Here is a 4,085-nt window from a genome sequence, read left to right as displayed (position 1 = left end):
GAACCCGGAAGCTAAGCCTTACAGCGCCGATGGTACTGCAGGGGGGACCCTGTGGGAGAGTAGGACGCCGCCGAACAATCATTCACAGAGAACCCTCATCCGGGAAACCGGATGGGGGTTCTCTGCGTTGTGATTCACTCGTCCTGGAGTTCCTCGTCCTCTTCCCACGGCCGCGATTGTGCCTGGGCTGATGCCCGGCCATCGGGTTGAGGTGGTACCGCCGCCGTTCCCCACGCCGGCCGGGTCAGCCAGGCGTCCCTGTCGTTGGTGAGCCGGGCGATGCCCGTCCCGTCCGGCCGCATGGTGTAGAGGTCGGCCTCGGAGCCGGCGGGGGCCTCGGCGAACACGATGGACTTGCCGTCGGGCGCGTAGGACGCGGTGCCGTAGAAGACGTTGGACGGGGCGGGGGTCAGCGCGCCGATGGCGGTGCCGTCGGGGTGGACGGTGTAGATGCCGCCGCCGGGGGCGTCGGTGCGGCCGGCCGGGTAGGTGGTGAAGAGGATCTGGGTGCCGTCGGGGGACCAGTTGGCGCGGTCTCCGGCGCGCAGTTCCCAGGGGGTGAGCTGCCGCAGCCCGGTGCCGTCCGCGGCGACGACGTAGATGGCGCGACTGTTGGCGGGCTGACCGGTGGCACCGGTGCGGTACTCGAAGGTGAGCTGCTTGCCGTCGGGGGACCAACTGGGGTTGCTGACCTGCCCGGAGTACGGCTTGTCGTTGGTGAGGAAGGTGAGCCGCTGGACGTCGGTGCCGTCGGGGCTCATCAGGTAGAGGTCCGAGTACTGGATCTGGTTCCTGTCGGCCGGGTCGAGGGCGCCCCAGGAGCGGCTGAAGGCGAGTTGCTTGCCGTCGGGCGAGTAGGCGGGGGCGCGTTCGTCCTCGTTGGTGCAGTCGGCGGTGCCGGTCTCGCAGAGCTGGTCGATCTGGTGGGCGCCGTCGCCGTTGGTGGAGACCGTCCAGAGGCGGGCGGCGCCGCTTCGTGAGTCGGTCCGGTCGAAGGCGATCGTGCTGCCGTCCGGGGACCAGTCGGGGCGGTCGTCGCGGGTGCGGTCGGGCGGCTGGGTGACCTGGTGCCAACCGGTGCCGTCGGGTGCGAGGGTGACGATGGCGCTGGTGGTGCGGGCGGTGTTGAGGAAGACCCCGCCGACGATCAGACCGTTGTGTGCGGTGGCCGCAGGCGTTCCGGCGGCGGCGCCGACCACGCCGGGGCTCGCGGCACCGGGGCTCGCGGCGGCGGTCGTCGACTCGGCTGCGGTGGAGGGGGCGTCCGCCTGGATCTCGGACAGGGGGATCTCACCGGGTTCGGCGCCGCACCCGGTGAGCAGGGCGCTCAGCAGCAGAAGGCCCGCACCGGCGCTGGCGCGGGTGCGGGCCTCGGGTGTGGACCTGGGGGACTGCCGTGTGCGGGTCATCCGTGTCATATCCGCTCCGACCTTTCCGACCTCTCCGGCGTTCGCTCCGTCTCCGATGCAGGACGAAGGCCCCTCAAAGGGGCTGTCACTGTGTCAGACGGGGAGCGTCAGCGACCGGGCGACACGCGACGCCTGGCGCTCGGTCGGTCACACGGAGTAGAAGGTCTCGGGGAGGGCGGCGCGGGGTGGCGGCGCGGGGTGGAACCGGGGCGAGGCTGGTCAGCCCCGGGCGGCGCGGCGCTCGGCCTTGGCGAGGGCCTCCGCCTCGTCCTCGGCCTCGGCGACCTCCAGGGTGGGCGCGGTGCCGTCGAGGTGGGTGGGCAGCCACCAGGTGTCGTCCGGGCCGGAGGGCTTGCCGGGGTACTCGCGCTGGGCCTGGTCGAGCATCTCGCTCATGGCCGCGCGCAGCCGTCTGGTGACCATGACGGGCTTGTCGTTCGGGCCGAGGTGAATCGGTTCGCCGATCATGATGGTGACGGGGACGTGGCGCTTGGTCAGGGTCTTCGGGCGGCCCTTGGTCCAGAGCTGCTGGGTGCCCCAGAGGATGACGGGCAGCAGCGGGGTGCCGGAGTCGGCGGCCATCCGGGCGGCGCCGGTCTTGAACTTCTTCAGCATGAACGAGCGGCTGATGGTCGCCTCGGGGAACACCCCGACGACCTCGCCGGCCTTGAGGGCGCGCACGGCGGCCTCGTACGCGGGCTGCCCGTCGGTGCGGTCGACCGGGATGTGCTTCATGCCGCGCATCAGCGGGCCGGAGACCCGGTGCTTGAAGACGTCGTCCTTGGCCATGAAGCGGGTCTTGCGCTTGCCGCCGCGGTAGGCGCCGAGGCCGGCGAAGAGGAAGTCCAGGTAGCTGATGTGATTGCTGACCAGTACGGCTCCGCCCCTGGCGGGGATGTTCTCGGCGCCTACGATCTTGATCCGCACGTCGAGCGCACGGAAGGCGGTGAGTGCGGCGCCGATCACCGGCGGGTACACGAACTCTGCCACGGTCAGTCCTGACTTCCACGGGCCGGAGCCCGGTACGGCGGGTACCCGCGTCGCTGAGCGGGGGCCGACCGGAGCGCGGCACGCCGCGGCGGTCACGGGTGATTCACGGAGATGATCCCCCGAACGAGTGCCTGCTGTCACCTGAGCCGTGCGGTCAAGCGGATATTCGCGGTGTGATCTCCGTGATGAGTTCGGGTGGGAACTTTTCCCTCCCCGGCGACCTGGAGGCCCGGTCCGTCCCGGAGGCCCAGGGGCCCAAGGGGTGGCTAGGCTCCGGCGCCGAGGCGCCCCTGGGCGCGGCGGACGAAGGGGTAGACCTCACGGCCGAGGCAGTAGCCGAACGCGGCGTTGAGGAAGGCCGCGGCCAGGGCGACGGCCGTGGCCAGTAGGCCGAGCCAGGCCACCCCGGTGAGGAAGCCGAGGGCGCCGACGGCGGCGAACACCAGGCCGACTCCCTGCGCGAAGCGGGGTGGCCGCTCGTCCTCGGTCTCGGAGGGCGGGGCCAGCCGGGGGAGGAGGAAGGCCTGGTAGAGCCAGCCGTAGGGGGAGAGCCTCAGGCCGCCGAACGCGCCGAGTGCGAAGACGAGGGCCTGGACGGCCAGCAGCACGTCGCTGCCGGTGATGAGGGCGGCGGCCAGCACGACCGAGGTGAGCGCGGCGGCGAAGCGGGGACCGCGGGGGTCGATCTGCACGAGGGCTCCGGGAGGGTCGCGACGGGCGGCGGCGGGGCGCGTCAGCGACAGCGGGTGGTGGTGGCCCGGCCCAGGTCGACGACGCGGCGGGAGGTCAGCAACGGCGGTGCGGTGCGGTCGGATTCCACCCGGCGATCGTACGCGCGCCCGGCCCGGTGGTCGACCTCCCTTTCGAGGCCCGGGGCCGCTGCCGCAGACTGGGGACGGCCGGTTGGTGGTGTGCGTCGTCGTGTCGGCGCCGGCGACCACCTTCGGGCTGCTACGGGCACGGCACGACGGGAGGCTGAGGGTGCGCACCAACGGCGGGGCGGTACGGCTGTCGGAGGCGGAGCTGGGCGGGGCGCTCGGCGAGCGGGCGACGCTGGTTCAGTTCTCGACGGCGTTCTGTCAGCCGTGCCGGGCCACCCGCCGGGTGCTCGCGGAGGTGGCCGGCATGGTCGACGGGGTGGCGCACGTCGAGGTGGACGCCGAGGAGCGGCTGGAGCTGGCTCGGCGGTTGGAGATCCTGCGGACGCCGACCGTCCTGGTGCTGGACGGGGGCGGCCGGGTGGTGCGCCGGGCGGCCGGACTGCCGCGCAAGGTGGATGTGATCGCGGCGCTCGGCGAGGCGGTGTGAGCCGGGGGCCCCGGCGATCCTGCGGTGGATATGTAGTCCGATCAGGTGGTGTCGGGGCTGCCCTGGGGCAGGATGGGCGCAGACGGAAGTGCAGCCGCCCGGCCTAAGCTACTGGCCAGTAGTGACCACTGGACTACTGCCGAGTATGCTGCCAGGAAGTTCCGGACCGGCACGGGAACCCGCTGCCCGGAGCGGGCGCGCACCGTGTTCGCGCCCCGCTTGCACAGCCGCAGCCGCCGGACGAGACCAGTACAGGAGACAGGCCGTGAGCTTGAGGATCGTTGTCTGTGTGAAGTACGTGCCGGACGCGACGGGTGACCGTCGGTTCGCGGACGACCACACCACCGACCGGGAGGGTGTGGACGGCCTCCTGTCGGA

Annotated in this window: 4 protein-coding genes, 1 rRNA gene and 1 pseudogene; 3 read left to right on the top strand and 3 right to left on the bottom strand. The window is 72.0% G+C overall.

Annotation, left to right across the window (positions count from 1 at the left end):
- Positions 1-76, top strand: a 5S ribosomal RNA gene (rrf, locus tag ACIO9K_RS37855); the annotation flags it as partial.
- A gap of 58 nt (positions 77-134) precedes the next feature.
- On the opposite strand, the gene ACIO9K_RS37850 is transcribed toward rrf, so the two are convergent.
- The 3 genes from ACIO9K_RS37850 to ACIO9K_RS37840 form a co-directional block, all read right to left on the bottom strand.
- A complete protein-coding gene (locus ACIO9K_RS37850) occupies positions 135-1,409 on the bottom strand; it encodes a TolB family protein (protein WP_400336453.1) in 1,275 nt (424 codons plus the stop codon).
- A gap of 219 nt (positions 1,410-1,628) precedes the next feature.
- Positions 1,629-2,399: a lysophospholipid acyltransferase family protein gene (locus tag ACIO9K_RS37845; RefSeq protein WP_350887852.1), complete on the bottom strand. Its 771-nt coding sequence runs from the start codon at positions 2,397-2,399 to the stop codon at positions 1,629-1,631.
- A gap of 266 nt (positions 2,400-2,665) precedes the next feature.
- Complete coding sequence (locus ACIO9K_RS37840; protein WP_363626378.1) at positions 2,666-3,091, bottom strand: DUF4395 domain-containing protein; 426 nt, start codon at positions 3,089-3,091, stop codon at positions 2,666-2,668.
- Positions 3,092-3,305: 214 nt separating this feature from the next.
- On the opposite strand from ACIO9K_RS37840, the gene ACIO9K_RS37835 reads away from it, so the two are divergent.
- Positions 3,306-3,707, top strand: a complete 402-nt coding sequence (locus tag ACIO9K_RS37835; protein WP_363588758.1) for a thioredoxin family protein — start codon at positions 3,306-3,308, stop codon at positions 3,705-3,707.
- A gap of 265 nt (positions 3,708-3,972) precedes the next feature.
- A pseudogene (locus tag ACIO9K_RS37830) lies at positions 3,973-4,085 on the top strand (electron transfer flavoprotein subunit beta); the annotation flags it as partial.

Source organism: Kitasatospora sp. NPDC087271 (genome assembly GCF_044744605.1).
GTDB lineage: Bacteria > Actinomycetota > Actinomycetes > Streptomycetales > Streptomycetaceae > Kitasatospora.
This window is presented reverse-complemented; position numbering and strand designations above follow the sequence as displayed.